Below are 25,988 nucleotides of genomic sequence, written 5' to 3'. Positions count from 1 at the left end.
GTAGGAGCGAGCTTGCTCGCGAAAAACTCAAGGACACCGCGCTCACTCAGAATGCCCGCGTTATCGTTGACGACCTTCGCGAGCAAGCTCGCTCCTACAGAAACATCCGAATCTGCCGATACGCTCTGAATAAGTCCAAGCCTTGTTCCAGGGGAGTTCGCAGCATGTATCGTTGGTTAGCCGAGAAACTGGGGAATGTCAGCGTCAACCGCAAGCTGAGCATAGGCTTCGGCTTGGTATTGGTCCTGACCCTATTGATCACCTTCACCGGCTGGACCGGCCTCAGCGGCGTGATCAGCCGTGGCGACAAGCTGGGCTATATTTCCAGCCTCAACGGGCTGACCAAGGACCTGCGCCTGGCGCGCCTGGACTTCGAAATGCGCCGTGGCGAACAAGGCACGGGGGCGGTCAACGACCTCATCACGCAACTGGACAATGGCCTGAAAACCGCCGCAGAGCTGATCGAACAACCCGCCGACAAGCTCGTCGTGGAACAACAACAGGACGCCTTGGGCCAATACAAAAAAGCCTTCGGCGCCATGGTGCAGGCCGGCCTCAAGCGTGAAGGCGCCCGCAGCAAACTCGGCGATACCGCCGACAACGCCGTGGCAAAAATCAACGAAGTGGAAAAATCCCTGCTGCAAGGCGACAGCGTCACCCTGTTCAACAGCGTGGTCGACCTGAGCAAACTGATCCAGCAAGCGCGCTTCCAGGTGCGCGGCTACACCTACAGCGGCAAGGTCGAAGCCGAACAGCCGGCCCTGGATGCCATCGACAATGCCCTGAAAAAAATCACCGACCTCAACGACCAATTGCCTGAGCAATATCGGGCCAACCTGCAAGAGGCCAGTGTCTCGCTGCAGGCCTACCGCGCCGCCGTCAGCCAGTACCGCGACTCCCAGGTAGCCACGGCCGCCGCGATGAAAATCATGGCCGAGCAAGGCGACATCCTGCTCGACCACAGCGACAAGCTCACCACCTCGCAAACCGTGGTGCGCGATACCGACACCGCCCACGCCAAGAACCTGCTGCTGTTGGCCACCGCCCTCGCGCTGGCCTTCGGCATCCTCGCCGCCTGGGCCATCACCCGCCAGATCGTCATTCCCCTAAGTCAGACCCTCAAAGTGGCCGAACGCGTAGCGGCGGGCGACCTCAGCCACAACTTGATCTCCGAACGCCGCGATGAGCTGGGCCAACTGCAACGCTCCATGCAGAGCATGACCGTAGGCCTGCGGGAGCTGATCGGCGGTATCAGCGACGGCGTCACCCAGATTGCCAGCGCCGCCGAGCAACTGTCGGCCGTCACCGAGCAGACCAGTGCCGGGGTCAACAGCCAGAAGGTCGAGACCGACCAGGTCGCCACCGCCATGAACGAAATGGCCGCTACCGTACAAGAAGTCGCACGTAACGCCGAGGAAGCTTCCGAGGCCGCCGTAGCCGCCGACCAGCAGGCCCGTGAGGGTGACAAAGTGGTCGGTGAGGCCATCGCCCAGATCGAGCGCCTGGCCAGCGAGGTGGGCAACTCCACCGAAGCCATGGGCCATCTCAAGCGCGAAAGCGACAAGATTGGCAGTGTGCTGGACGTCATTAAGTCGGTAGCCCAGCAAACCAACCTGCTGGCCCTCAACGCTGCGATTGAAGCGGCGCGCGCCGGTGAAGCCGGGCGCGGTTTTGCGGTGGTTGCCGATGAAGTGCGCAGCCTGGCCCAACGGACGCAGAAGTCCACCGAGGAGATCGAAGAGTTGATCGTCGGCCTGCAAAGCGGCACCCAGCAGGTGGCAACCATCATGGACAACAGTCGCGGCCTGACTGACAGCAGCGTCGAGCTGACCCGCCGGGCCGGTAACGCCTTGGAGAACATCACCCGTACCGTCTCGGCGATCCAGGCGATGAACCAGCAGATCGCCACCGCCGCCGAGCAGCAAAGCGCCGTGGCCGAAGAGATCAACCGCAGCGTGCTCAACGTGCGGGACGTTTCCGAACAAACCTCGGCGGCCAGCGAAGAAACCGCGGCTTCCAGTGCCGAACTGGCGCGCCTGGGGGTTTACCTGCAAAGCCTGGTAGGTCGCTTCAAGGTCTGACCCGCTTGCGGCGGCCATCAGGGCCGCCGCTCCGACCATATGTGAAATTTCCTACGCGTTTTTCAGGTCGTGGATCACACACCTGGCGCCGAATAAAAGTTGCGTTTCAACTCCCCTGACCGTTGTCGGCCGGACGCTTGAGACGCTCCTTTTGATTCGTTGGAGGTTCACCATGTTTCGTCCACTGACCCGCCTGCTTGGAAACATCAGCATCAGCCTCAAACTTGCCCTGGGCTTTGGCCTGGTGCTCAGCCTCAGCTTGATCATTGCGTCTACCGGCTGGCAAGCCTTGAGCGCATCCCTCGAGCGCTCACAAAAACTCACCACCCTCTCGCAATTGGCCATCGTCGGCGAAGAGTTGCGCGCTGATCGCATCGTCTATCGCACCCTTAACGATCCCGCGAGCCTGTCCAAAATAGAGCTGCACATGGACAAGATCGACCAGTTCCTGGTGGATCTTTCCCCACGATTTAACGACCCGGTCAACCAACAACAACTGCAGGAGAGCCGTCGCTTTGTCACCAGCTTCAAGACCGCATTAGGCGGCCTGGAGGGGCTGATCAAGCAACGTGAAAACGCCCGTGAACAGCTCAAGCGCAGTTCAATCCAGAGCAGCGACAGCCTCTCAGAACTGTCCAGCAACCTGCCCAATCAAGACGATGAAAAGGCCCTCGACGCCGTTGAACAATTGCGCCAAGCCATGGAACAAGCCGAAGATCGCGCCCAAAGCCCCGCGTGGGCCGCTGCGTCATTGGACGCCTATACCAACGGCGTGAGTGAAGCGCTACTGGCCCTGGATGGCGCCCAGGCGGCGGTAGGCGCGCTACCGGTTGATGCCAGCGCCCTGAAAAACGCCCTGCTCGACTTTCGGACTCATCTGACACGCCTCAAGGATGCCCAACTCAGCACCGAAACCACCCAGAACCAGCTTGAGCAGTGGCTGGATCAGTTGCTCACGGAAAGCGACCTGCTGAGCCAGGACCAGACCGCCAAGCGTGACAAGGAAGCCAGCCTCGCCCGCACCCTGCTGCTCAACGTCACCGCGGCGGCGTTGTTGCTCGGCGTCGTGGCCGCCTGGTTGATCGCCGTCCAGATCGTCGCGCCGCTGCGCCAGGCCCTGCATGTGGCCAACCGGATTGCCGAAGGTGACCTGAGCCACGACATCCAGACCTCGCGCCAGGACGAACTGGGGCAGTTGCAGCGCAGCATCGGGCTAATGACCCTCAACCTGCGGGGCTTGATCAGCGGCATCGGCCACAGCGCCCAACAGATCGCGAGTGCCGCCGAACAACTGTCTGCCGTCACCGAACAGACCCGCGCCGGGGTCGACGGCCAGAAACAGGAAACCGAACAGGTGGCCACCGCCATGAATGAGATGCTCGCCACCTCCCAGGAAGTTGCGCGCCATGCCGAGCAAGCTTCGCTTGCCGCTACCGAGGCCGATCAGCAGGCGGGCCAGGGCGATCAGGTGGTGGCTGAGGCGATCACCCACATTGAGCACCTGGCTCAGGAGATGGCGCGTTCAAGCCAGGCCATGCAAGGCTTGCAACAGGAAAGCCGGAAGATCGGCAGCGTGCTGGAGGTGATCAAGTCGGTGTCGGAGCAGACCAATTTGCTGGCCCTCAACGCCGCGATCGAAGCGGCCCGCGCCGGCGAGGCTGGCAGAGGCTTTGCCGTGGTCGCCGATGAAGTGCGCAGCCTGGCGCAACGCACCCAACAGTCGGCCGAGGAAATCGAGGAGCTGATCAGCGGCCTGCACCGGGGTACGCAGCAGGTCGCGGACATCATGGACAACAGTCGCAGCCTCACCGACAACAGCGTGCAACTGACCCGGCGCGCAGGAGAAGCCCTGGCGGGTATCACCCGTACCGTGTCAGTGATTCAGGAGATGAACCCGCAAATTGCCGCTGCCGCCGAGGAGCAAACGGCGGTCGCCGAGGAGATCAACCGCAGCGTGTTGAAGGTCAAGGATGTATCGGAACAGACCTGGGCCGCGAGCCAGGAGACTGCGGCGGCCAGTGTCGAACTGGCGCGCCTGGGGGCGGATTTGCAGGTGTGGGTGGGCAAGTTCAAGGTCTAGCGTTCAGAGAACCTGACGCAGAAAGGCTTGAGCCCGGGGGTCCTTCGGCGCATCGAAGAATTGCGCCGGGGCGGCGTCCTCCAGCAATTTGCCGTGATCGAAGAACAGCACTCGATCGGCCACTTCCCGGGCGAAGCCCATTTCATGGGTGACGCAAACCATGGTCATGCCTTCCAGAGCCAGAGTCTTCATCACGTCCAGCACCTCGCCAACCATTTCCGGGTCCAGGGCCGAGGTGGGCTCGTCAAACAGCATCACCTTGGGCTCCATCGCCAGCGCGCGGGCAATCGCCACGCGTTGCTGCTGGCCGCCAGAAAGTCGCGACGGGAACTCGTGGGCTTTCTGAGCAATGCCGACTTTTTCCAGGAGGGCCAGGGCCTTGGCCTCGCGCTCCTTTTTGCCGCGCTTGCGCACGACTTTTTGCGCCAGGCAGAGGTTTTCCAGCACGGTCATGTGAGGGAACAGGTTGAAGTGCTGGAACACCATGCCGACTTCGCGGCGGTAGGCGTTCACGTCGGTCTTCGGGTCTGCCAGTTGCAGGCCGTCGATGCTTACCGAACCGGAATCGAATTCCTCCAGGCCGTTAAGGCAACGCAGGAACGTCGACTTGCCCGAACCGGACGGGCCGATCACCACCAGTACTTCACCCTTGGCCACATGGGTGGTCACGTTGTCCACCGCGCGCACGACGTGGCCACGGGTGTCGAAGACTTTTACCAGATCGCGGACTTCAATCACTTTGCGCGAGCCTCCGCTCAAGCCGGCTGGCGATTTTCGACAGCGGCAGGTTGATCAGCAGGTACAGGCCTGCGACGCAGAACAGGATTTCAAACGGCGAGAACGAGGTGGTGATGACCTCGCGGCCGCTTTTGAGCAGTTCGGTAATCGCAATCACCGACACCAGGGACGTGTCCTTCACCAGGCTGATAAATTGCCCGGCCAGGGGTGGCAGCACGCGCTTGAAGGCTTGCGGCAACACTACATGGCGCATCGATTGGCCAGCACTGAGCCCCAGGGAACGTGCCGCTTCATTCTGGCCACGGGCAATCGACTGCACGCCGGCGCGGATGATTTCCGCCACATAGGCGCCGGTAAACAGCGACAGCGCGGCGATCCCTGCGAACTCCCGGGACAGGTTGAGTACCGTGCCGATAAAGAAATAGAAAATGAAGATCTGCACCAATAGCGGCGTGCCGCGCACCAGTTCGACGTAGATCGTCGACAGATCGCGCAAAGTCGGGTTGTTCGACAGGCGACACAATCCGGTCGCCAGGCCAATCAACAGCCCCAGCACCCCAGACACCACCGACAACCACAGCGTGGTCCACAAGCCCCACAGCAGAGGGCCTGCAGCCCAATGCCGGGTGACACCGATCACATCGCCCTCGGCCACGTCATCGTCCTTGGCCACTTGCAGGCTGTTCTCCGCCACGGTCAGGTGCTGTTCGTTGCCCTCGCCATTACGCAGGGTGACTTCAGCCACATCGCCCTTGCGCACCAGCTCGCTGACGGTGGAAATGTCCGACGCCCGCTGGGACTCTTCGGCCTGGTACACGAAGTACTGCGGCACGCGGTTCCAGCGCCATTCGTAGGACATCAGCGAGGTGGCGTAATACAGCGCGCCGGCCAGGCCGACCAGCACCAGCACCGTCAGCAGGTGCCAGGGCCATTGGGCTTTTTTCTGTTTCATTTCAGGTTCCGGGATGTGTATCGCCTGGCAGGCCCTCATCGCGGGCAAGCCCGGCTCCCACATTTGAACGCATTGTCAGGACTGACATTGATCAATGTGGGAGCTGGCTTGCCTGCGATGAAGTCGACGCGGTATCGCGTTATTCCATGTCCTTGAGCCACTCGGAGCTCTTGAACCACTTGTCATGGATGCGATCGTAGGTGCCGTCGTTGCGGATCTGGTGCAGGAAGTTGTTGATGAAGTTGATGCTGTCGTAGTCGCCCTTCTTCAGGCCAAACGCCAGGGGTTCAAAGGTGAACGGCTGGTCGAGGAACACCAGCTTGCCGGCGCCGACCTTGTTCACGGCCACTACGTTGTAAGGGGCGTCATAGACGAAGGCGTCAGCCTTGCCATTGACCACGTCGAGCACAGCTTCCTGCTCGTTGTCATAGCCGTGGTACTTGGCTTTGGAGATCAGCTTCTTGGCGACCATCTCGCCGGTGGTGCCAAGCTTGGAGGTCAGGCGGTATTTCTCGTCGTTCAGGTCTTTGTAGGACTTGATGGTGCCTTCCAGCTCCTTGCGGATCAGCAGGGTCTGGCCGACCACGATGAACGGTTCGCTGAAGTTCAGGCGCAGATTGCGTTCCTGGGTCAGGGTCATGCCGCTGCCGATCATGTCGAACTTGTCGGTCAGCAGGGCCGGGATGATGCCGTCGTAGCCAGTGGAAATCGGCTCGAACTTCACGCCCATGGACTTGGCCATGGCCTTGAGGATGTCGACTTCAAAGCCGATGATTTCACCGCGCTTGTTGGTCATCTGGAACGGCATGTAGGTCGGGTCCATGCCGACTTTCAGCGTGCCGCGCTTGACCGCATCATCGATGGCGCCGGCGTGGGCCGCGTTGACCGCCACCAGTGCGGTGACGCCTAGCAGCAGCATCGAAAGATACTTTTTCATCATCAAGTCCCCTGAACTCATTTTATTGTGAGATCGGCGCGCAAAAGGGCTGCACCATTTCGGGGTGCGATCCTAACTCACTCACCGCCCGGTACAAAGGTTTCGCCGGGATTTGTTGCCAAGGGATGACAGAAAAACCCCACAACCGTGCAGAGAACGGTACGACTAGACACTTCAGCCCACAGATCGGCCAATGGCTTGATGTGTAACCAGTTATGCCTACCAGTCCACCTCTGCCATCCAGTCCGAGTCCTTGAACCACTTGTCATGCAGCCGATCGTAGGTGCCGTCCTGGGCCACCTGATTGAGGAAGTGATTGATCCAGTTGAGGCTGTCGTAATCGCCTTTTTTCACGCCGAACGCCAAAGGCTCGTAGGTGAAAGGTTGCTCCAATACCAGCAACGCACTGTTCTGGGGTTTGGCGATGGCGATCAGGTTATAGGGCGCATCGTGGACGAAGGCGTCGGCCTTGCCCTCCACCAACTGGCGCACGCCTTCTTCAGGGGTTGGAAAACTGCGCAGCCGCGCGGTGCCGAGAAACCTTTTCGCCGCCGCCTCGCCCGTGGTGCCGTCAGCGGCCACGATCCGGTAACCGGCTTCGTTCAGGTCTTCGATGCTCTGGACCCTGTCGGCCAACCGTGGGTTCAGCAACACAGTCTGGCCGACGATGATGAACGAGTCGCTGAAGTTGAGGGTCAGGTTGCGCTCCTGCGTTACGGTCATGCCGCTGCCGATCAGGTCGAAGCGGCTGGCCAGCAGGCCGGGAATCAGCTCGGTATACGGCACCGAAACCAGCTCCAGCTTGACCCCAAGCGCCTTGCTCATCTCCCGCAACAGATCAATTTCAAACCCGACGATACGGCCTTTCTTGTCGATCATCTCAAAGGGCACGTAGGCCGGATTGGTGCCGACTTTCAGCACACCCCGCCGAACGGCCTCGTCTATGGCGCCGGCGTGCGCCAGGTAACCGTGGGAAAGCGTGACGATGCCGAGCAGCAGCATCGACAAATACCTTTTGATCATGAAAAGCCCCTGCTTCGTTAAACACACCCACGCCCAGCCACGCGTAAGTTCGCGTAGGCCAAGGGCTTCGAGTCAGATTTTGGGGGCGATGCTAACCCACTCGCAGGCACGGCAATACGCCTCGGCGAAGGGTCTTTTGTTTCGAAATAACAAGGAGTTAGCAGAATGAAGCAGAAGGGAAAAACAGCGTAGGACGGTGACAACAAACGCCCCCGAGGCGTTACCTCGGGGGCGTCGGAATCAGGCCGGTTGAGCCTGGGACGACAGCGGTTTCAGTGGCAGCAACGGCGCATGGGGATCGGCCTTGACCGATTCGCGCCACGCGTTGAGCCATTCAGCGTGGCCTTCGTTCCAGACCTGCTCGTGCAAGCGTGCCAGGGCGACCGGGTCGCTGAGCAGAGCCAGGCGCTCGCCGTTATTGAGGCCGGCCGGGCCGACTTTCAACGCGTGGCGAACACGGTCAACGCGCAGCCATTCGATCGGCTCCGCCTGCCCGTGACGGGAAGTCGCCAAGGCGCACGCCAGGGCGTTCTGCTGTGGATCGACCACCGCCCGTACAAAACCGTCATTCAGCGCGTGCCAACGGTTTTCGTGGGTGTACTTGTCGGTCGACAACAGCGCCTGGGGCGGGTTGTATTCCTCAGGGATCAAAAACAGGCTCTCGTCGCGAGACTTGAGGCCCAGCTTGACCCGGCTGGAAATCACCGACACCGGAATCGACAGCATCAGCGAACCGACGATTGGCACCAGCCACCACAGGAAGCTTGGGTTCAACCACACCACCAGCAATGCCCAGAAGAAACCGAGCAGAGTCTGTGGACCGTGGCGCTTGACCGCCTCGCTCCATGGCGTGGAATCATCGTCACGCTGCGGCGAGTTCCAGGTCGCAGCCCAGCCGAGGAACGCGGCCAGTACGAAACGGGTGTGGAAGATCATCCGCACCGGCGCCAGCAACATGGAGAACAGCATCTCCAGCAGCATCGACAAGGTTACCTTGAACTTGCCGCCGAACTCTTTCGCGCCCTTGGCCCAGATCAGGATGATGCTCAGCAACTTAGGCAGGAACAGCAGCACGATGGTGGTGGAGAACAACGCCACCGCCTTGTCCGGATGCCATTGAGGCCACAGCGGGTACAACTGGCGTGGCGCCATGAAGTACTGCGGCTCCATCAGCGTGTTGACCGCCAGCAAGGCCGTCGACAGCACCAGGAAGAAGAACCACAACGGCGCCGAGAGGTACGACATCACGCCGGTCAGGAACACCGCACGGTGCACCGGGTGCATGCCTTTTACCAGGAACAGGCGGAAGTTCATCAAGTTACCGTGGCACCAGCGACGGTCGCGCTTGAGTTCGTCCAGCAGGTTCGGCGGCAGTTCTTCGTAGCTGCCCGGCAAGTCGTAGGCAATCCACACGCCCCAGCCGGCACGGCGCATCAGCGCCGCTTCAACGAAGTCGTGGGAGAGGATCGCACCGGCAAACGCGCCTTTACCTGGCAACGGCGCGAGGGCGCAGTGCTCGATAAACGGCTTCATGCGGATGATCGCGTTGTGGCCCCAGTAGTGGGATTCACCCAACTGCCAGAAGTGCAGGCCAGCGGTAAACAGCGGGCCGTAGACACGGGTGGCGAACTGCTGCATGCGCGCATACAGGGTGTCCATGCCCGACGCACGTGGCGCGGTCTGGATAATCCCGGCATCCGGCGTGGCTTCCATCAAGCGCACAAGGCTGGTCAGGCAGTCGCCGCTCATCACGCTGTCGGCGTCGAGCACCACCATGTACTTGTAGTCACCGCCCCAGCGACGGCAGAAGTCGTCGAGGTTGCCGCTCTTGCGTTTGACGCGACGGCGACGGCGGCGATAGAAGATCTTGCCGAAGCCACCGGCTTCGCGGCACACGTCGAGCCAGGCTTGCTGCTCGGCGATGCAGATGTCGGCCTCGTTACTGTCGCTGAGGACGAAGAAGTCGAAACGGTCCAGGTCACCGGTGGCGGCTACCGACTCGAACGTCGCGCGCAGGCCGGCAAATACCCGGGGCACGTCTTCGTTGCAGATCGGCATTACCAGGGCGGTGCGGGCGTCTTTCGGAATCGGCTCGTCACCAGCACTTTTACCGGAGATACGGTATTTATCGTGACCGGTCAGCAGTTCCAGGAAGCCCATCAGCGCGGTCCAGAAACCCGCCGAGACCCAGCAGAACAGAATCCCGAACAGCACCAGGATGCTGGTTTGCAGGGCGTAAGGCAGTACCTGGGTGGCAGTTTGCAGCAGGGTCTGGTTGCGGATCTCGTCGAAGTCGACGAAGGACCAGCCCTGGTACGGCATGATGCCTTTCATGTACCAGCCGGCGACGATCGTCTGGCCGAGCATCAGCACCAGCAGGATGTAACGACGGATCGAACCGACGGTGCGCCAGCGGGCAGCCGGCAACACGCGCTCATCCTTCGGCGGTGCCGGTGGATTGGTGCGGCCGGTCAGGCGGCGCCAGCCACGCACCAGGATATTGGTACGCCACGGTTCGGGCACGACCTTGGTCCGACGGATCGGCGGCGTGGCCTTGAGGCAGACCCGGCCGCTGGCGTCGAGCGCCAGCATTTCGGCGTCTTGCAGCTCTTCGGCGGTATTGAGGGTCAGCCGCGCGCCGACCGACGCTTGGGCAGCGTCGGCAGGTGCGTCGAACGTGGACGATGACAGGCGCTTGTGCAATTCACTGAAGGACTCGCAGCCCGCCAGTTCGGCGCGCTGCTCATCGGTCATCGGTAGATGCGCCAGGTACTCGGCAAGAGTCTCTGGCTGGACTTGAGAATTACTCATCGGCAGGCAACTGATAGCTCCAGGTTTCGGTCAGGACTTGCTCTGTCTTGGCCGGCTCCGGTGTGGCTGGGGCAGCCGCTTCCGGCTGCTTGGCGTCCTTGTCCTTGGCGTCTTTCTTGGCTGCTTTTTCGTGCTGCTTGGCCAGGACCTTGTCGGCTTTCAACACTTGGGTCGAAACCTTCTCCGGCTCAGGCGCAACGATGTCCTGGACCAGGGCGGCACGCATTTCAGTCGGCTTGCCTGCGTCCTTGATCTTCATGCGCAGGGTCAGGCGCCAGCCTTGGGTGTGCGGATTGTAGCGCACGCTGTTTTCAACAATTTCGGCGTTGTCGCCCACGCTGACCTGGCTGCGAACCGGTGCGTCAGCTGGCAGTTTCTTCAGGGACGGGCCCTCGAAGTCCACCAGGTAAGCCACGCTGCCGTCTGGCTGACGGATCAGGTTGGATTGCTTGACGTCGCCGGTGGAACGCAGGGTCTGCTTGACCCAGGCGCTTTCTGGCGAATGGAACTCGGCGTCTTTCAATGTCCAGTGCAGGCGGTAGGCAACGTCCAGCGGCTTGCCTGGCTCCGGCAGTGTTTCCGGGCTCCAGAACGCAACGATGTTGTCGTTGGTTTCATCGGCGGTCGGAATCTCTACCAGGTCGACGGAGCCCTTGCCCCAATCGCCTTCAGGCTCGATCCAGGCGCTTGGGCGCTTGTCGTAGTTGTCGTCGAGGTCTTCGTAGTGGCTGAAGTTGCGACCGCGTTGCAGCAAGCCGAAACCCCGTGGGTTTTCCACGGTGAAGTTGCTGACCGACAGGTGTTTAGGGTTGTTCAGTGGGCGCCAGATCCACTCGCCGTTGCCGGCATGGATCGACAGGCCGCTGGAGTCGTGCAGCTCTCGACGGTAGTTGAGGACCTTGGACGGCTGGTTCGCGCCGAACAGGAACATGCTGGTCAGCGGGGCGATGCCCAGCTTGGTGACCTTGTCACGCAGGTACATCTGGGATTTGACGTCGACGATGGTGTCGGTGCCAGGACGCAGGGTCAGGCGATAAGCGCCGGTGGCCCGCGGCGAATCCAGCAGGGCGAAGATCACCAGCTGCTTCTCACCCGGTTTTGGACGCTCGATCCAGAATTCGGTGAAACGCGGGAATTCTTCGCCGGAAGGCAAGGCAGTGTCGATCGCCATGCCACGGGCAGACAGGCCGTAGACCTGGTCTTTACCCACAACGCGGAAATAGCTCGCGCCGAGCATGGTCATGATTTCGTCTTGCTTGTCGCCCTTGTTGATCGGGTACAGCACACGGAAACCGGCATAACCCAGTTGCTCGGTGGATTTGGGATCAAACTTGACGTCGCCGAAATCGAAACGAGACGGGTCGTACTTGATTTCCTGGACGCTGTCGGCGGTGACTTCGTTGATTTTCACCGGGGTGTCGAAGTGCATGCCCTGGTGATAGAAGGACAGCTTGAACGGGGTGTTCTGATCGGCCCACTCGGCTTTTTCATTGCGGAAACGAATTTTCTGGTAATCAGCGAATTTCATTTCGCGGAATTCGTTCGGCAAATTGCTGCGCGGAGCTTCGTATTTCTGCCCGGCCAGCTCTTTTGCCTTGGCCGACACATCATCCAGACTGAATGCCCACAGTTGACCCGCGCCGAACAGGCAAAACAGGGCAGAGCCCGTTACCAGTGCGTTTCGTAACCGTTTGGCAGACAATTTTGGTGCATTACAGGGACTAACAATCACGAGCAACCCTCGCCGAAAACAGATCAAAAAACCAACGGCCAGCTATCTATATGCCAGGTTGGCGAGCATTGTTCCGACTCCCATGGGGCTAAATGATTCCCCACTAGCGATCGGACAAGTCTCTACCTAAGTCAAAAATGGACCAATTAACGCTGATCCCCGTAGCGCGCGATTATCTAGTAGCCCGCGTGACAACGCATCAGGGTCAGCGAAGTATTTGTAGCGAAAACCCGGTTTTTTGGGCATTACAAGTCGTTTTCAGTACATTCACGTCTGTAACAGGAAGGTGACCGGCCCGTCATTGACCAAATGCACCTGCATATCCGCACCAAAACGCCCTGCCGCTACCGTGCCATGCAATTGTTGCGCTTGTAACAACAAGTAGTCGAAAAGGGCCTCGCCCAACGCCGGCGGTGCCGCCGTGGAGAAGCTGGGACGCAAGCCGCTCTTGGTGTCTGCCGCCAGGGTGAACTGCGACACCAGCAGCAAACCGCCGCCAATGTCTTTCAAGGACAAGTTCATCTTGCCCTCGTCGTCGCTGAACACCCGATAGTTAAGCAGCTTATGCAGCAGCTTGTCGGCGCTGGCCTGGGTATCTGAAGGCTCGACAGCCACCAGCACCAGCAAACCCTGGTCTATCGCACCCACCACCTGCCCTTCTACCTCGACCCGGGCGCCGCGCACCCGCTGTAAAAGCCCCTTCATGCTTCTTCAGGCGGCAGATCAAGCAGGCGCCGTGCCATTTCACTCGCCGCACGCACCAGCGCATCGGTGATTCCGGGTTCGGACGCCGCATGGCCGGCTTCGCGGATGATCTGCAGCTCGCTGTTGGGCCACGCTTGATGCAGCTCCCAGGCGTTATCCAGCGGGCAGATCATATCGTAGCGGCCATGCACGATTACGCCAGGCAGATGGGCGATCTTGTGCATGTCGCGGATCAGCTGGTCGGGCTCAAGAAACGAGTTGTTGGTGAAGTAATGGCATTCGATACGCGCAATCGACAGGGCGCGCTGGGGTTCGGAGAAACGCTCGATCAATTGCGGGTTCGGGCACAGGCCCAACATGCGGCCTTCCCACGTGGACCAGGCCTTGGCAGCGTGCATCTGGGCAATCTGGTCGTTGCCGGTCAGGCGCTTGTGGTAGGCGCTGAGCAGGTCGTGACGCTCCTCCGCCGGGATAGGCGCCAAGTAGTCCTGCCAGTAATCCGGGAACAGGCGGCTGGCGCCAGCCTGGTAGAACCATTGGATGTCCTGGGGGCGGGCCAGGAAAATGCCCCGGACGATCAAGCCATGCACGCGCTCCGGGTGGGTTTGCGCGTAGGCCAGGGCCAGGGTCGAACCCCAGGAACCGCCGAACAACACCCATTTCTCGATGCCCAGGTGCTCGCGGATCCGCTCAAGGTCGGCCACCAGGTCCCAGGTGGTGTTGTTTTCCAGGCTGGCCCGTGGGGTGGAGCGCCCGCAGCCACGCTGATCAAAAGTAACAATTCGGTACAGATTGGGATCGAAATAGCAGCGGCTGTTGGCGTCACACCCGGCGCCGGGCCCGCCATGGATGAACACAACGGGCAAGCCTTCCGGGGAACCGCTTTCGTCGACGTACAGGACGTGGGTTTCATCGACGGCCAGATCGTGCCGGGCGTAGGGTTTGATCTGCGGGTACAAAGTCTGCATTGCGCGCTCCGTAAGGGGTCGAGTTCATCCCTGGGGGGACGTCTATTATTTTGCCGTCTGGCATCATAAACCCGAATTGTGCAATGAGCATGCCCTTGCGGATTTAGAGCTGTGTCAGCAAAACACCACGCAGATAATCCAGCAGATAAACGTAGAGCCTATCGACCTCCGCCACCTGGCCCCGGGCCCGTAGACAGCCGTGGATCAGCCCTTTGCCGGGATACAGCGTGGCAGCCAACCCGGCGGCCTGAAGGCGTTCGGCGTAGAGCATGCCGTCGTCCCGCAACGGGTCGAACTGGGCGACAGCGATCAGCGCCGGTGGCAACCCGCTGAAATCCATTGCCAGCAATGGCATGGCGTAGGGCGACGGCTTGCCCGGCCCACGCAGGTAAAGGGCGAGATAGCACTCGGTGTCGGCGGTACTGAGCAACGGCGCGTCGACGCAGTCGCGGCGAGACGGCAGGTCAGCAGGGCCGCCCAAGCCCGGATAGATCAGGATTTGCGCCAAGGGCTGCGGCTGATGGTCATCCCGCAGACCCAGGCATAACGCGGCCGCCAGGTTGCCGCCGGCGCTGTCACCAGCCACCACCACGCGTTGCAGGTTGACGGGGCAAGGCGCTTGACCCGCCAGAATCGCCTGCCAGACCGCACGGCAATCGTCGTAGGCCGCCGGAAACGGGTGTTCGGGTGCCAGGCGGTAATCGATGGCGATGACGAGCACCTGCAGCGCGTCGGCCAGCTCACCGCAGATAAAGTCGTGGGAATCCAGCCCGCCCACCACCCAGCCGCCACCGTGCATATAAAGGATGCATGGCCAGCCGCCATCAGGGGTTGGCGTCGCCGGTTGATAAATGCGTACGCCCACGCCGCTCAGGGAAACGTCTGACACCTGTAACCCTTCGGGCCGCGCCGGGGTGAACGCCTGGCACATGCGGTCATAGCTCCGGCGCAATCCGGCCAGCGATGTGTCGTCGCTGGTGAAGGATTCGGTTTTTTCGACGAAGGCGCACATCTGCGGGGAAATCGGGTAATGGGACATCAGAAATTGCCCTGCTGCTGAAAACTTGAAGCACACCACAAGACAAATGTGGGAGCTGGCTTGCCTGCGATAGCGGTGTATCAACCAACGCCATCGTCGACTGATACACCGCTATCGCGGGCAAGCCCGGCTCCCACAGTGGTGCTCTGTTGTTTGATCTATCGTGTTCGCATCAGGGTTTCAGACTGGCCTGCACCGCCGCCACGCCGTCTTTGCCATCCAGCGTCGTCACACCCGCCAGCCAGCGCTGCAAATCCTCGGGGTTGTCGCGCAACCATTGTTTGGCCACCTCCTGCGGCGTCTTGCGGTCCATGATCGGTACCATCAACTGGCTTTCCTGGGCCGCGGTGTAGGTCAGGTTTTCCAGCAGGCGGGTCACGTTGGGGCAACGCTCGGCGTAATCCGGCGCCGTCACCGTGGAGACCGTGGCCATGCCTTCGTTGGCGCCGAACACATCCTCACTGCCGGTCAGGTATGCCATTTTCATGTTGATGTTCATCGGGTGCGGGGTCCAACCGACAAACACCACGAACTCCTTGCGATTCACCGCCCGCTGCACGGCTGCCAGCATGCCCGCCTCGCCGGAGGCCACCAGCTTGAAGCCGCCGAGGCCGAAGCGGTTGCTGTCGATCATTTTCTGGATATCGGTATTGGCGCCGCTGCCCGGCTCGATGCCATAGATCTTGCCGCCCAGTTTGTCCTTGAAGCGGGCAATGTCGGCAAAGGTCTTCAGGCCCGCGTCGGCAACGTACTGCGGCACCGCAAGCGTCGCTTGAGCGTCGGACAGGCTCGGCTTGTCGAACACCTTGACCTGCTTGGCCGCGAGGAATGGTGCGATGTTGTTGTCCATCGCCGGTTTCCAGTAGCCCAGGAAGATATCCAGGCGCTTGTCGCGGATGCCGGCAAAGATGATTTGCTGCACGGCACTGGTTTGCTTGCTGTCATAGCCCAGGCCATTGAGCAGCACATCGGCCATGCCGCTGGTGGCGATCACGTCAGTCCAGCTGACCACGCCCATGCGCACGACCTTGCACGAGGCCGGGTCGGCGGCCATCGCATTGGCGCTCAGAAGTGCGGTGCCGGTGAGAATCAACAGACAACGGTTGAACAGTCTTTTCATCGATGCGGTCTCACTCGGCAGTTTTTATTGTGGGAGTGGCGTCTGACGCGCCGTGCTCAACACCTTACCCAGCGAGACCTCGATCAAAGCGACCTGTGGCGACAGGGATTTGCACACAGACGACTTGGGAGGTGTGTTGCTGTTGAGGGCCTCTTCGCGAGCAAGCCCGCTCCCACATTCGACCGTGTTTCTTCAGGAGGAACACGGTCGAATGTGTGCGGGCTTGCTCGCGAAGCTATCTCAGCAGCGACGCCAATCAGGAGTAATGCCGCTTGCCCCACGCCAGGAACCCTTCGAGCAGTTCCTTCAACACTACCCGCGTCGGCTCGGCCAGGTCGGCGCGATAACGGAAGGGCTCAAACTCTTCCATGTAGGTGCACTGCCCCAACTCCAGCTGCACCGCGTGGATGTTCTCGGCCGGGTTGCCGTAGTGACGGGTGATGTGCCCGCCCTTGAAGCGCCCGTTGAGCACATGGCTGTACTGTGGGTGACCGGCGCAGATGGCTTCCAATTGGCTGGCCAGTTGCGGATCGCAGGCCGCACCGTTGAAGGTGCCAAGGTTGAAGTCCGGCAGCTTGCCTTCGAACAGGTGCGGGATCACCGAGCGAATCGAGTGCGCATCAAACAATAGTGCATAGCCGAACTCAGCCTTGAGCCGGGCCAGCTCGTTCTGCAGGGTGCTGTGATACGGCGTCCACACCTGCTCCAGGTACGTGACGCGCTCGGCCTTGGAAGGCTCCAGGCCTTCTCGGAACAATGGCACACCGTCGAACAGCGTCGCCGGGTACAGGCCGGTGGTGGCGCCGACGTACAGCGGTTTGTCGTCGGAGGGCCGATTCAGGTCGATGACAAAGCGCGAATACTCCGCCGCCAGGGTGCTGGCGCCCAGTTCTTCGGCGAAGTCATACAGCGTGGGTATGTGCCAGTCGGTGTCCGGCAGGCTTTGCGCCTCGGGGATCAGCCCGGCTTGCACCGCCGGCGTCAGGCGCAGGCCCGCGTGGGGCATGCTGATCAGCAGCGGTACACGGCCTTGTTTGAAGTTCAGAACCTTATCCACAGCAGTACTCCTTAAACGGTGACATCGACGCCGTGGCGCACGACGCGTTTATCCAGCTCGCCACCCAGCCAGTAGGCCAGGTCAGCGGGACGATCAATCTGCCAGGCGACAAAATCCGCGACCTTACCCACCTCCAGCGAACCGCGGCTGTCCCCCAGACCCAAGGCGGTAGCCGCATGTTGCGTTGCGCCAGCCAGGGCTTCTTCCGGGGTCATACGAAACAGCGTGCAGGCCATGTTCAGCATCAAGCGCACCGACAACGCCGGCGAGGTGCCCGGGTTGAGATCGCTGGCGATGGCGATCTTTACACCGTGCTTGCGCAGGGCGTCCATCGGCGGCAACTGGGTTTCCCGCAGGAAATAGAACGCCCCCGGCAGCAACACCGCGACGGTGCCGGAAGCGGCCATGGCGATGGCGTCTTCGTCGGTCATGAATTCCAGGTGGTCCGCCGACAGCGCCTGATAACGCGCCGCCAGGCTGGAGCCGTGCAGGGACGACAACTGCTCGGCGTGCAGCTTCACCGGCAAGCCAAGCTTGTGTGCAGCGATAAAGACCCGCTCCACCTGCTCCGGCGAGAACGCCAGGTATTCACAGAAGGCGTCGACTGCATCCACCAGGCCTTCCGCTGCCAGCGCCGGCAGCATCTCGGCGCAGATGTGCTCGATGTAAGCATCGGCACGGTCCACGTACTCCGGCGGCAACGCGTGAGCTGCCAGGCAGGTGCTGCGTACGCTCACCGGCAGCTCGGTGCCGAGGCGGCGGATCACCCGCAGAATCTTGCGCTCGCTGGCCAGGTCCAGGCCGTAGCCGGACTTGATCTCCACAGTGGTCACGCCATCCCGCAGCAAACTGCGCAGGCGATTTCGGCTACTTTCAAACAGTTCATCTTCGGTCGCCGCACGCGTGGCGCGCACGGTGCTGGCAATACCGCCACCGGCCGCTGCGATTTCGGCGTAGCTCACGCCTTGCAGGCGCTGCTCGAACTCGCCGCTGCGATTGCCGCCGAACACCGTGTGGGTGTGGCAGTCGATCAGCCCGGGCGTGACCCACGCCCCTTGCAGGTCATGGGTGGTCGCGTAGTCCGCCTTCGGCAGTTCGGCACGCGGGCCGATCCACTCGATGAGCGTGCCCGAGGTCACGATGGCGGCATCCTCGATGATCGAGTATTTGCCCTGGGCCATGGTTGCGACGTGGCAGTGTTGCCAAAGCGTTTTCATCAACGCCTCCGTTGGGTTATCGATGAGACAAAGCCGGGTCGTAATGAACCTTGGCTGCTTGCCCGGCGGAGGGTTTGACCCACAGCAGATAGGCAACGATCAGCAAGACGATCCACACGGCACCGACCATAAGGGCGGCCTGGGTGTCAGGGAAGTAACCCAGCACGCCGAAGATAAACAGCATGAACACGATGGCCGCCGCTGGCGCGTAGGGCCAGAACGGCACCGGGAATTTCAGCTCGGCAATCTGTTCCTTGGTCATCGAGCGACGCATGGCGACCTGAGTGACCAGGATCATCAGCCACACCCATACCGTGGCGAAAGTCGCAATCGAGGCGATCACCAGGAACACGTTTTCCGGGATCAGGTAGTTGAGCACCACACCGCCGAGCAACGCGGCGCCCATCACCACCACGGTCATCCATGGCACGCCCTGGCTCGACAGTTGGGCAAAGCCTTTGGGCGCCTGCCCTTGCTGGGCCAGGCCGTACATCATGCGACCGGCGCCGAAGATGTCGCTGTTGATGGCCGAGACGGCGGCGGAGATCACCACGATGTTGAGGATGGTCGCCGCCGAGCCTATCCCCAGGTTGCTGAAGATCTGCACGAACGGGCTGCCCTGGCTGCCGATCTGCGGCCACGGGTAGATCGCCATCAACACAAACAACGTCAGCACGTAGAACAGCAGGATGCGCAGTGGCACGGCGTTGATCGCCTTGGGGATCACCCGTTGCGGGTCCTTGGCTTCGCCGGCGGTGATGCCGATGATTTCGATGCCGCCAAAGGCAAACATCACCACCGCGAAGGACGCAATCAAGCCACCCACGCCGTTAGGCATGAAGCCGCCGTGGGCCCACAGGTTGCTGAGGCCGGTGGCCGGTGCTTCGCCGGCCGAGTGAATGCCGAACAGCATGATGCCGAAGCCGCCGAGGATCATCGCGACGATGGCGCCGACCTTGAGCAGTGACAGCCAGAACTCCATTTCGCCAAAGACTTTGACGTTGCACAGGTTCAGGCCGCCGATCAGCAACACGATGCCGAGCACCCAGACCCAACGCGCGACTTCGGGAAACCAGAAGCCCATGTAGATGCCGAAGGCGGTGACGTCGGCGAGGCAGACGATGATCATTTCAAAGGCGTAGGTCCAGCCGAGGATAAAGCCGGCCATCGGGCCCAGGTAAGTGCTGGCGTACTGGCCGAAGGAGCCGGACACCGGGTTGTGCACGGCCATTTCACCGAGGGCGCGCATGACCATGAAGACGGCGGCGCCACCGATCAGGTAGGCCAGCAGTACGGCCGGGCCGGCCATCTGGATGGCGGAGGCAGAGCCGTAGAACAGCCCGGTGCCGATGGCGGAACCGAGCGCCATGAAGCGAATATGTCGGGCGGAGAGCCCGCGTTTTAACGTCTTTTCTTGCTGGTGCATTTCTCGTCCTTAATTATTTTTATCCTGAGAAAATTCGAATCTGTAGAAGATCAAATGTGGGAGCTGTCGAGCCTCAGCGAGGCTCGACAGCTCCCACACTGGATCGGTGTCGCTCTTACAAGCTCGGCAGCAATTTCGCCGGCACCAGCTCATTCAGGCAACGTGTTGCCAACAACTCACTGGCGGCGTTGATGTCCGGCGCAAAGAACCGATCCTTCTCATAAAACGCCACTTTGCTGCGCAGGATCCCGCGAGCTTTTTCCAGTGCCGGCGAGGTTTTCAAGCCATTGCGCAGGTCCAGGCCCTGGCACGCCGCCAACCATTCCACCGCCAATACACCGCGGGTGTTTTCGGCCATTTCCCACAGGCGTTTGCCCGCAGCCGGCGCCATGGATACGTGGTCTTCCTGGTTGGCCGACGTCGGCAGGCTGTCGACGCTATGGGGATGGGCCAGCGCCTTGTTCTCGCTGGCCAATGCCGCCGCGGTCACCTGGGCGATCATGAAGCCGGAGTTCACACCGCCGTTGCCCACCAGGAATGGCGGCAGTTGCGACATGTGCTTGTCCATCATCAACGAGATACGACGCTCGCTCAGGGAGCCGATTTCCGCGATGGCCAACGCCATGTTGTCGGCGGCCATGGCCACCGGTTCAGCGTGGAAGTTGCCGCCGGAAATCACGTCACCTTCAGCCGCAAACACCAACGGGTTATCCGATACGGCGTTGGCTTCCACCACCAGCACTTCGGCCGCCTGGCGGAACTGGGTCAGGCAGGCGCCCATGACTTGCGGCTGGCAACGCAGAGAGTACGGGTCTTGGACCTTGTCGCAGTTCTCGTGGGATTGGGACACTTCGCTGCTTTCACCCAGCAGGGCGCGATACGCGGCGGCAGAGTCGATCTGGCCACGCTGACCACGGGCAGCGTGAATGCGTGCGTCGAACGGCGAGCGCGAACCCAGTACGGCTTCCACCGTCAGGGCGCCACAGGCCAATGCACCGGCGAACAGGTCTTCGCCTTCGAACAGGCCGCGCAGGGCATAAGCGGTGGACACCTGAGTGCCGTTGAGCAGGGCCAAGCCTTCTTTGGCGGCCAGGGTCAGCGGCGTCAGGCCGGCAACTTTCAGCGCCTCGGTGGCTTCCAGCCATTCGCCTTTGTAACGGGCCTTGCCTTCGCCCAGCAGCACCAGCGACATGTGGGCCAATGGCGCGAGGTCACCGGAGGCACCCACCGAACCTTTCAACGGAATGTGCGGGTACACCTCGGCGTTGATCAGGGCGATCAACGCGTCGATGACCTGCCGGCGAATCCCGGAGAAACCACGGCTCAGGCTGTTGACCTTGAGCACCATGACCAGCCGCACCAGCGCATCGCTGATGGGCTCACCCACGCCAGCGGCGTGGGACAGCACCAGGGAACGCTGGAGGTTTTCCAGGTCTTCGCTGGCGATGCGAGTCGAGGCCAACAGGCCGAAACCGGTGTTGATGCCGTAGGCGGTGCGGTTCTCGGCGAGAATCTGCTCCACACAGGCAACACTGGCTTCGATCTGGGCCGAGGCGCTGTCATCCAGGCTGAGGGTTACCGGCTGCTGGTAGATGGCCCGCAGTTGGGCAAGGCTCAGTTGGCCTGGAATCAGATTTAGCGCAGTCACATTCATACTCCTTTTGAATTAGGTTTCAGTGCAAATTCGGTAAAACACGGTTCAACAAATCGGAAGCCTTGAGCAACGCGGCGGTGGCTGCGATGTCCGGCGCCAGCCAGCGGTCCTGGTCGTAGGCCGGGACGTGTTCACGCAGCAAACGCCAGGCGGCGTCGGTGCCGGCGCCGAAGCGTTGCTCCTGGAGAAATTCGAACGCCTGGGCCGCCAGCAGGTACTCGATGGCGAGGATCTGGGTGACGTTTTCCAGCACCGAATACAGCTTCAGCGCGGCGTTGGTGCCCATGCTCAGGTGGTCTTCCTGCAAGCCTGAGGTGACGAAGTTGTCGAGCACCGCCGGTTGCGCCAATTGGCGGTTTTGCCCGCACAGCGAGGCCGCGACGTACTGCACGATCATCATCCCGGAGTTGACCCCGGGGTTGCTCACCAGGAACGCCGGCAAGCCACTCACGTGCGGGTTGATCAGGCGGTCCAGGCGGCGCTCGGCGATGGAGCCGATTTCCGCCATGGCGATGGCCAACATGTCTGCCGCCAGGGCCACAGACTGCCCATGAGGGTTGGCCTGGGACACCACGCGGTAGTTGTCCGGGGTACCGAGCACCAGCGGGTTATCAGTGGCGCCGTTGAGTTCGGTTTCGATCTGGCGGGTGGCGTGCTCCAGTTGGTCGCGGGCGGCGCCGTGCACCTGGGGAATCGAACGGATGCTCAGGGCGTCCTGGGTACGAATGCCTTTGCTGCTGGCGATCACTTCACTGCCGTCCAGCAACGCCCGCAGGTTGATGCCCACTTGCTGCATGCCCGGGTGCGGTTTGAGGGCAATGATTTCTTCGTCGAAGGCGTCGATCTGGCCACGCTGGGCTTCGAAACTCATGGCACCGATTACGTCGGCCCATTGCAGCAGGCGGTGCGCATCGGCCAGGGCCAGGCAACTGAGGCCGGTCATGCACGGCGTTCCATTGACCAGGCACAGCCCGTCCTTGGCACCGAGCACCACCGGCTGCAAACCTTCTTCGGTCAGCGCCTGGTGCGCCGGAACGATACGGCCCCGGTAGCTGACGTCGCCGACGCCGAGCAAGGCGATGCCAATGTGCGCCATGTGAGTCAGGTAACCCACCGAGCCCTGGGACGGCACTTGCGGTGTGATGCCATGGTTGAGCAGTCCCAGCAGCGAATGCACCACCTGCGGATGCAGGCCGGATTTGCCGTGGCTGTAGTTGATGATCGCCGCGCAAATGATCGCGCGGGTTTGCTCCACACTCAGTGGCGCGCCGACGCCGCAGGCATGACTGAGCAAGGTGTTGCGCGACAGCCGGCTCAGTTGTTCGTCCTTGAGCGACACATTGCACAAGGCGCCCAGGCCGGTGTTGATACCGTAGGCGCGCTCGCCGCTGCTGACGATGCGCTGGACGATGGCCTGGGCATTGTCGATGCGAGCCCAGGCGTGGCCCGAGAGTTCGAGGATCGCACCGTGGCGGGCCACGGCGACCACGTCCTGCCAACGCATCGGGGCGTCGGCGATGATGATTTTTTCAGCCTGGGACATCTTTGTACCTTCTTCAATTCTTGTGCAGCCTTACCGGCCTCTTCGCGGGCAAGCCCGCTCCCACAGGGGAATGCATTTCAAATGTGGGAGCTGGCTTGCCTGCGATAGCGCCACTCAACTCACCACACATCGCGGGTCAAACCACCGCAGCCCGCCGCTGAACAAACCGGTCCACATATTCATCCGCCGGCGAATGCAGGATTTCCCGGGGCGTGCCGACCTGGATCAGCTTGCCGTCCTTGAGGATCGCAATGCGGTTGCCGATGCGCACGGCCTCGTCGAGGTCGTGGGTGATAAAGACGATGGTCTTGTGCAGGGTTTTTTGCAGCTCCAGCAACTGGTCCTGCATCTCGGCACGGATCAGCGGGTCGAGGGCACTGAACGCTTCGTCCATCAGGATGATGTCGGTGTCGGCCGCCAGGGCGCGAGCCAGGCCCACCCGTTGGCGCATGCCGCCGGAGAGCTGGTGCGGGTATTTGTTTTCGTAGCCTTTGAGGCCCACGGTTTCGATCCAGTGCAGCGCACGCTCGGTGCACACTTGCTTGGTTTCGCCGCGCACTTTCAGGCCGTAGGCGACGTTGTCCACCACGCTCTTGTGGGGCAGCAGGCCGAAGCTCTGGAACACCATGCTGATCTTGTGCCGGCGGAATTGGCGCAGGGCTTCCATGTCCAGTTGCAGGATGTCTTCGCCGTCCACCAGGATCGCGCCGCTGGTGGGGTCGATCAGGCGGTTGAAGTGGCGCACCAGGGTCGACTTGCCGGAACCCGACAGGCCCATGATCACGAAGATCTCGCCGGTGCCGATGCTCAGGGACAGGTCGTTCACACCCACCACGCAACCGGTCTCGGCCAGCACCTGGTCCTTGGTCTTGCCCTGGCCAATCAGCGCCAGCGCTTCCTTGGAACGATTGCCGAAGATCTTGAATACGTTTTTGACTTCAATCTTGCTGACGGTAGTCATTTGCTCGCCTCATGCCGTGGACGACCATAGGCCTGGGTAATGCGGTCGATGACCACTGCGAGAATCACGATCGCCAGACCGGCTTCAAGGCCACGTCCAACGTTAAGCGTCTGGATACCGACCAATACATCTTCACCCAGTCCACGAGCACCGATCATCGAGGCGATGACCACCATCGACAGGGCCATCATGGTGGTCTGGTTGATCCCGGCCATGATGCTCGGCAGGGCCAGCGGCAGTTGCACGCCGAACAGTTGCTGCCAGCGGTTGGCACCGAAGGCGTTGATCGCTTCCATGACTTCGCCGTCTACCTGGCGAATGCCCAGGTCGGTCAGGCGAATCAGTGGAGGAGCGGCGTAGATCACGGTGGCGAAAATCGCCGGGACCTTGCCCAGGCCGAACAGCATCAGCACCGGGATCAGGTACACGAAGCTGGGCATGGTTTGCATGATGTCCAGCAGCGGCATCAGCACCGAACGCAGGCGATTGCTACGGGCCGACAATATTCCCAGGGGAATGCCGATCAGCACCGAGATCACCGTGGCCACCATCATCAGCGCCAGGGTTTGCATCAGCTTGTCCCACAGGCCAACAGCGCCCACCAGGAACAGCAAACCGACGATTACCGCTGTAGTGACGACCTTGCGCGTGGCGTGCCAGGCGATACCGCCGACAATTGCCAGCATCAGCCACCAGGGTGCTGCGCGCAGCACACCTTCAAGATTGACGATGGCCCACAACAGGGTGTCGGAGATGTGCCGGAACACATCGCCGTAGTTGGTCACCAGCGAATCAACCCAACTGTTGACCCAATCGGCGATGGAAAACGTAAAACTCTCAGGAAACATAGTGTGCTCTCGATCCAGTGGGTTGTGGCCGGGCGTCCGGTTGCCTGCGAGGGCAACCGGAAACGCTCAACCTACAAGGCCGCGTCGATTTTCTTGGCTGCGTCGTCGCTCACCCATGCGTGCCAGACTTCAGGATGTTCCTTGAGGAAAATTTTCGCCAGTTTTGGTGATTCAATTCGTTCTTTGGCCATGCGGCCCAGGTTCTGGTTCAGCAGGTCGATGGGCAGGTTGACCTTCTCCAGCACAGCCACCAATTCCGGGGCTTGCTCGTGGAAGGTCTTGGACAGACCGACCTTGATGCTCACGCTTTTATCCACACCGGGCTTTTCTTCCAGCTTCACCAAGTCGACCTGGCCCATCAACGGGGTTGGCGACCAGTAGTAGAACAGGATCGGCTCGCCACGCTTGTAGCTCGACAACACCGCCGCATCCAGCGCCGGGCCGGTGCCTGGGCGGAAGTTGGTGTAGGTGCTTTCCAGGCCATAGCTTTTCAGCATCTCGCTGTTGTCCAGCTCACAGGTCCAGCCGGCCGGGCAGTTATAGAAACGGCCCTTGGACGGCTCTTCCTGGTCCTTGAACACCGAGGCGTATTTGGCCAGGTCGGCGATGCTTTTCAGGTCCGGTGCCTTGGGTTCCAGCTTGCGCTTGGCGTCGCCTTCGATCACATAGCGCGGCACGTACCAACCTTCGACAGCACCCACGACCGGAGCACCGACACCGACGACCTTGCCGGCCTTCTCAGCCTTGTTCCAGACTTCGCTGCGGCCTACCCACTCCTCGGCGAATACCTGGATGTCATTGCTGCTCAGGGCGTTTTCCATGGTGATGGAGTTACCCGGCAGGCTGTCGGTTTTGCAGTCATAGCCTTTTTCCAGCACGGTTTGCAGGATGTCGGTCAGCAACATGCCGCTTTCCCAGTTCAAACCGGCAAATTTCACCGGTTTGCCGGACTCGCACCAACCGGCCGCCTGGGCGCCAGCAGAAGCCAGCAAGCCTGCCGAAAGCAAAGTGGCCAACAGGGTCTTATTCATTTTCATTGTTGTGACGCTCCCAATCTTGAAATGGATTACGGCAGTCAGTAGGCATCCTGCCCTGT

Annotated in this window: 19 protein-coding genes and 2 pseudogenes; 3 read left to right on the top strand and 18 right to left on the bottom strand. The window is 61.2% G+C overall.

The window, feature by feature from the left end; translation table 11 throughout:
- Positions 1-164 precede the first annotated feature (164 nt).
- The 3 genes and pseudogenes from K0H47_RS31365 to K0H47_RS05195 all read left to right on the top strand — a co-directional run.
- Positions 165-1,223 (top strand): annotated as a pseudogene (locus K0H47_RS31365) (methyl-accepting chemotaxis protein); the annotation flags it as partial.
- Positions 1,209-2,081 (top strand): methyl-accepting chemotaxis protein, encoded by an 873-nt coding sequence (locus K0H47_RS31360; protein WP_371103578.1) that lies wholly within the window; start codon positions 1,209-1,211, stop codon positions 2,079-2,081. The pseudogene K0H47_RS31365 and the gene K0H47_RS31360, both read left to right, overlap by 15 nt.
- Positions 2,082-2,253: 172 nt before the next feature.
- Positions 2,254-4,161 carry a methyl-accepting chemotaxis protein gene (locus tag K0H47_RS05195; protein WP_201143039.1) on the top strand — a complete coding sequence of 636 codons (1,908 nt, stop codon included), beginning with the start codon at positions 2,254-2,256 and terminating at the stop codon, positions 4,159-4,161.
- A gap of 3 nt (positions 4,162-4,164) precedes the next feature.
- Here K0H47_RS05195 and K0H47_RS05190 read toward each other — a convergent pair whose 3' ends face one another.
- The 18 genes and pseudogenes from K0H47_RS05190 to K0H47_RS05105 form a co-directional block, all read right to left on the bottom strand.
- Positions 4,165-4,899: an amino acid ABC transporter ATP-binding protein gene (locus K0H47_RS05190; protein WP_219272113.1), complete on the bottom strand. Its 735-nt coding sequence runs from the start codon at positions 4,897-4,899 to the stop codon at positions 4,165-4,167.
- The gene (locus tag K0H47_RS05185; protein WP_093202652.1) at positions 4,892-5,851 is read right to left on the bottom strand and encodes an amino acid ABC transporter permease; all 960 of its coding nucleotides are present in this window, start codon (positions 5,849-5,851) and stop codon (positions 4,892-4,894) included. Before K0H47_RS05185 ends, K0H47_RS05190 begins: the two co-directional genes overlap by 8 nt.
- A gap of 139 nt (positions 5,852-5,990) precedes the next feature.
- Positions 5,991-6,788: a transporter substrate-binding domain-containing protein gene (locus tag K0H47_RS05180; RefSeq protein WP_003209284.1), complete on the bottom strand. Its 798-nt coding sequence runs from the start codon at positions 6,786-6,788 to the stop codon at positions 5,991-5,993.
- A 219-nt stretch (positions 6,789-7,007) separates the two neighbouring features.
- A complete protein-coding gene (locus tag K0H47_RS05175) occupies positions 7,008-7,811 on the bottom strand; it encodes a transporter substrate-binding domain-containing protein (RefSeq protein ID WP_219272112.1) in 804 nt (267 codons plus the stop codon).
- Between the two features lie 220 nt (positions 7,812-8,031).
- Positions 8,032-10,622 (bottom strand): annotated as a pseudogene (mdoH, locus tag K0H47_RS05170) (glucans biosynthesis glucosyltransferase MdoH).
- Positions 10,615-12,354, bottom strand: a complete 1,740-nt coding sequence (locus tag K0H47_RS05165; protein ID WP_063034081.1) for a glucan biosynthesis protein G — start codon at positions 12,352-12,354, stop codon at positions 10,615-10,617. The pseudogene mdoH and the gene K0H47_RS05165 overlap by 8 nt, the downstream one beginning before the upstream one ends.
- 267 nt (positions 12,355-12,621) lie before the next feature.
- The gene (gene dtd, locus K0H47_RS05160; RefSeq protein ID WP_087692908.1) at positions 12,622-13,059 is read right to left on the bottom strand and encodes a D-aminoacyl-tRNA deacylase; all 438 of its coding nucleotides are present in this window, start codon (positions 13,057-13,059) and stop codon (positions 12,622-12,624) included.
- Positions 13,056-14,027: a prolyl aminopeptidase gene (pip, locus tag K0H47_RS05155; RefSeq protein WP_008439282.1), complete on the bottom strand. Its 972-nt coding sequence runs from the start codon at positions 14,025-14,027 to the stop codon at positions 13,056-13,058. The genes dtd and pip overlap by 4 nt, the downstream gene beginning before the upstream one ends.
- 103 nt (positions 14,028-14,130) lie before the next feature.
- Positions 14,131-15,066, bottom strand: coding sequence for an alpha/beta hydrolase (locus K0H47_RS05150; RefSeq protein ID WP_219272111.1), 936 nt, complete (start codon positions 15,064-15,066; stop codon positions 14,131-14,133).
- A gap of 172 nt (positions 15,067-15,238) precedes the next feature.
- Positions 15,239-16,186 carry a choline ABC transporter substrate-binding protein gene (locus tag K0H47_RS05145; protein ID WP_219272109.1) on the bottom strand — a complete coding sequence of 316 codons (948 nt, stop codon included), beginning with the start codon at positions 16,184-16,186 and terminating at the stop codon, positions 15,239-15,241.
- Between the two features lie 256 nt (positions 16,187-16,442).
- Entirely contained in the window at positions 16,443-17,243 is an 801-nt protein-coding gene (gene hutG / locus K0H47_RS05140) for an N-formylglutamate deformylase (protein WP_177025856.1), read from the bottom strand.
- Between the two features lie 11 nt (positions 17,244-17,254).
- On the bottom strand, positions 17,255-18,460 hold the full coding sequence (hutI, locus tag K0H47_RS05135; protein ID WP_219272107.1) for an imidazolonepropionase: 1,206 nt from the start codon (positions 18,458-18,460) through the stop codon (positions 17,255-17,257).
- A 16-nt stretch (positions 18,461-18,476) separates the two neighbouring features.
- Positions 18,477-19,886 (bottom strand): amino acid permease, encoded by a 1,410-nt coding sequence (locus tag K0H47_RS05130; protein ID WP_063033490.1) that lies wholly within the window; start codon positions 19,884-19,886, stop codon positions 18,477-18,479.
- 115 nt (positions 19,887-20,001) lie between these two features.
- Complete coding sequence (gene hutH, locus K0H47_RS05125; RefSeq protein ID WP_085984627.1) at positions 20,002-21,540, bottom strand: histidine ammonia-lyase; 1,539 nt, start codon at positions 21,538-21,540, stop codon at positions 20,002-20,004.
- Positions 21,541-21,559: 19 nt separating this feature from the next.
- Positions 21,560-23,083 carry a histidine ammonia-lyase gene (hutH, locus tag K0H47_RS05120; protein WP_219272106.1) on the bottom strand — a complete coding sequence of 508 codons (1,524 nt, stop codon included), beginning with the start codon at positions 23,081-23,083 and terminating at the stop codon, positions 21,560-21,562.
- A 136-nt stretch (positions 23,084-23,219) separates the two neighbouring features.
- Complete coding sequence (locus K0H47_RS05115) at positions 23,220-24,044, bottom strand: glycine betaine/L-proline ABC transporter ATP-binding protein (RefSeq protein WP_063033492.1); 825 nt, start codon at positions 24,042-24,044, stop codon at positions 23,220-23,222.
- Complete coding sequence (locus tag K0H47_RS05110) at positions 24,041-24,892, bottom strand: proline/glycine betaine ABC transporter permease (RefSeq protein WP_017478193.1); 852 nt, start codon at positions 24,890-24,892, stop codon at positions 24,041-24,043. The genes K0H47_RS05115 and K0H47_RS05110 overlap by 4 nt, the downstream gene beginning before the upstream one ends.
- Before the next feature lie 71 nt (positions 24,893-24,963).
- A complete protein-coding gene (locus K0H47_RS05105) occupies positions 24,964-25,929 on the bottom strand; it encodes an ABC transporter substrate-binding protein (protein WP_063033493.1) in 966 nt (321 codons plus the stop codon).
- Positions 25,930-25,988 lie beyond the last annotated feature (59 nt).

It is taken from the genome of Pseudomonas sp. Xaverov 83 (assembly GCF_019352905.1).
In the GTDB taxonomy this organism is placed as follows: Bacteria; Pseudomonadota; Gammaproteobacteria; order Pseudomonadales; family Pseudomonadaceae; genus Aquipseudomonas; species Aquipseudomonas yamanorum.
This window is presented reverse-complemented; position numbering and strand designations above follow the sequence as displayed.

What these genes read in the sequence shown, in the direction of transcription:
- pip (WP_008439282.1), bottom strand. Translation starts at nt 14,027, where the DNA reads ATGCAGACTTTGTACCCGCAGATCAAACCCTACGCCCGGCACGATCTG.
- K0H47_RS05115 (WP_063033492.1), bottom strand. Translation starts at nt 24,044, where the DNA reads ATGACTACCGTCAGCAAGATTGAAGTCAAAAACGTATTCAAGATCTTC.
- K0H47_RS05145 (WP_219272109.1), bottom strand. Translation starts at nt 16,186, where the DNA reads ATGAAAAGACTGTTCAACCGTTGTCTGTTGATTCTCACCGGCACCGCA.
- K0H47_RS05105 (WP_063033493.1), bottom strand. Translation starts at nt 25,929, where the DNA reads ATGAAAATGAATAAGACCCTGTTGGCCACTTTGCTTTCGGCAGGCTTG.
- K0H47_RS05195 (WP_201143039.1), top strand. Translation starts at nt 2,254, where the DNA reads ATGTTTCGTCCACTGACCCGCCTGCTTGGAAACATCAGCATCAGCCTC.
- hutH (WP_219272106.1), bottom strand. Translation starts at nt 23,083, where the DNA reads ATGTCCCAGGCTGAAAAAATCATCATCGCCGACGCCCCGATGCGTTGG.
- K0H47_RS05110 (WP_017478193.1), bottom strand. Translation starts at nt 24,892, where the DNA reads ATGTTTCCTGAGAGTTTTACGTTTTCCATCGCCGATTGGGTCAACAGT.
- K0H47_RS31360 (WP_371103578.1), top strand. Translation starts at nt 1,209, where the DNA reads ATGCAGAGCATGACCGTAGGCCTGCGGGAGCTGATCGGCGGTATCAGC.
- K0H47_RS05185 (WP_093202652.1), bottom strand. Translation starts at nt 5,851, where the DNA reads ATGAAACAGAAAAAAGCCCAATGGCCCTGGCACCTGCTGACGGTGCTG.
- hutI (WP_219272107.1), bottom strand. Translation starts at nt 18,460, where the DNA reads ATGAAAACGCTTTGGCAACACTGCCACGTCGCAACCATGGCCCAGGGC.
- K0H47_RS05130 (WP_063033490.1), bottom strand. Translation starts at nt 19,886, where the DNA reads ATGCACCAGCAAGAAAAGACGTTAAAACGCGGGCTCTCCGCCCGACAT.
- K0H47_RS05150 (WP_219272111.1), bottom strand. Translation starts at nt 15,066, where the DNA reads ATGTCCCATTACCCGATTTCCCCGCAGATGTGCGCCTTCGTCGAAAAA.
- K0H47_RS05180 (WP_003209284.1), bottom strand. Translation starts at nt 6,788, where the DNA reads ATGAAAAAGTATCTTTCGATGCTGCTGCTAGGCGTCACCGCACTGGTG.
- hutH (WP_085984627.1), bottom strand. Translation starts at nt 21,540, where the DNA reads ATGAATGTGACTGCGCTAAATCTGATTCCAGGCCAACTGAGCCTTGCC.
- dtd (WP_087692908.1), bottom strand. Translation starts at nt 13,059, where the DNA reads ATGAAGGGGCTTTTACAGCGGGTGCGCGGCGCCCGGGTCGAGGTAGAA.
- K0H47_RS05175 (WP_219272112.1), bottom strand. Translation starts at nt 7,811, where the DNA reads ATGATCAAAAGGTATTTGTCGATGCTGCTGCTCGGCATCGTCACGCTT.